This window comes from Micromonospora sp. D75, from assembly GCF_018070405.1.
GTDB lineage: Bacteria > Actinomycetota > Actinomycetes > Mycobacteriales > Micromonosporaceae > Micromonospora > Micromonospora chalcea.
In genome coordinates this window covers 1-1,408 of sequence record NZ_JAGPXV010000967.1, presented here as the reverse complement: position 1 = coordinate 1,408, position 1,408 = coordinate 1, and the positions used below count along the sequence as shown (strand labels likewise).

2 protein-coding genes are annotated in these 1,408 nt (G+C 76.6%); both read right to left on the bottom strand.

Annotation, left to right across the window (positions count from 1 at the left end):
* Nucleotides 1-1,120 (bottom strand): acetoin utilization protein AcuC (locus tag KBX39_RS31175; protein WP_210873991.1); only part of this gene is annotated, 1,120 nt, incomplete at its 3' end.
* Nucleotides 1,121-1,167: 47 nt separating this feature from the next.
* On the bottom strand, nt 1,168-1,408 hold a 241-nt coding region (locus KBX39_RS31170), incomplete at its 5' end, for a sulfurtransferase (protein ID WP_247660792.1).

Genomic DNA, 1,408 nt, shown 5'->3' with positions numbered 1-1,408 from the left:
CGCCGGCCCGCTCCACCGCGTACGGCTCGCCGCTGGGCTGCCACGGCTGGTACGGCGGGTCGACGTCGTCGGTCATCCGCACCGGCACCTCGTGCCCGGGTCGCCGCCGCGCGGCCAGGTCCCGCCAGCCGGGCGGGGTGAGCGTGGCCGGGTCGACCGGCTCGCCGGTGGCGATCGCGAGCAGGTGCGTCCAGGCCCTCGGCACCACCTCGACCAGCGCGTACCCGCCGCCGCCGGTGGCGATCCAGCGGCCGTCGCACAGCTCGTCGGCGAGCGCGCGCAGCGAGCGGTAGGTGGCCCGCTGCCCGTCCACCGACAGGTGCAGGTCGGCCAGCGGATCCTTGCGGTGTCCGTCGGCGCCGCACTGGGTGACAAGCACCTGCGGCCGGTACGCGCGCAGCACCGACGGCACGACCGCGTGGAACGCGCGCTGCCAGCCGGCGTCGCCGACTCCGGGCGGCAGCGGCACGTTGACGGCGGTGCCCTCCGCGCCCGGCCCGCCGGTCTCGTCCGGGAACCCGGTGCCGGGGAACAGCGCGAGCGGCGTCTCGTGCAGGCTGATGGTGAGCACCCGCGGATCGCGGTAGAAGATCTCCTGCACGCCGTCGCCGTGGTGCACGTCCACGTCCACGTACGCGATCCGCTGCGCGCCGAGGTCGAGCAGGCGGGCGATGGCCACGGCCGGGTCGTTGTAGACGCAGAAGCCGGCGGCGCGGGCGGGCATGGCGTGGTGCAGCCCGCCGGCCACGTTCACGGCGCGGCGGGCGTCGCCGCGCCAGACCGCCTCGGCGGCGGCCACTGTGGCGCCGGCGATCAGCGCGCTCGCCTCGTGCATGCCGTCGAAGACCGGATTGTCCGAGGTGCCCAGGCCGAACCCGGCGAACAGCGGGTCGCGCGGCGCGGCCCGGACCGCGTCCAGATAGGCCGGATCGTGGACGCGGGTGAGCAGCGCGTCGTCGGCCGGCTCGGGCTTGACCAGCCGCACGCCGGGCCGGTCCAGCACGCCCAGCTCGCGGGCGAGCGCCATGGTCAGCTCGACCCGGACCGGGTCCAGCGGATGGTCGCCCATGTCGTAGGTGAGGAGAGCCTCGTCCCACACCACCACCGTGTCGTCGGCCATGCGGCCATCGTCGCACGTGGGCCCGGGTGCGCCCACCTGACGTACGCTCACCGGCCGGACGTGCCACCGGTGGCGACCGGACGGTCCGGGTCGGCCACCCACTCGCTCCACGAGCCGACGTACAGCGCGGCGTCCGGGCGGCCGGCCAGGTGCAACGCGAGCACGGCCTGCGCGGCGGTCACCCCGGAGCCGCAGTACGCGCCGACCGGCGCGCCCGCGTCCACCCCGGCGGCGGCGAACCGCTCCCGCAGCGCGTCCGCGTCCGGGAACCGGCCCTGCGTGACGTAC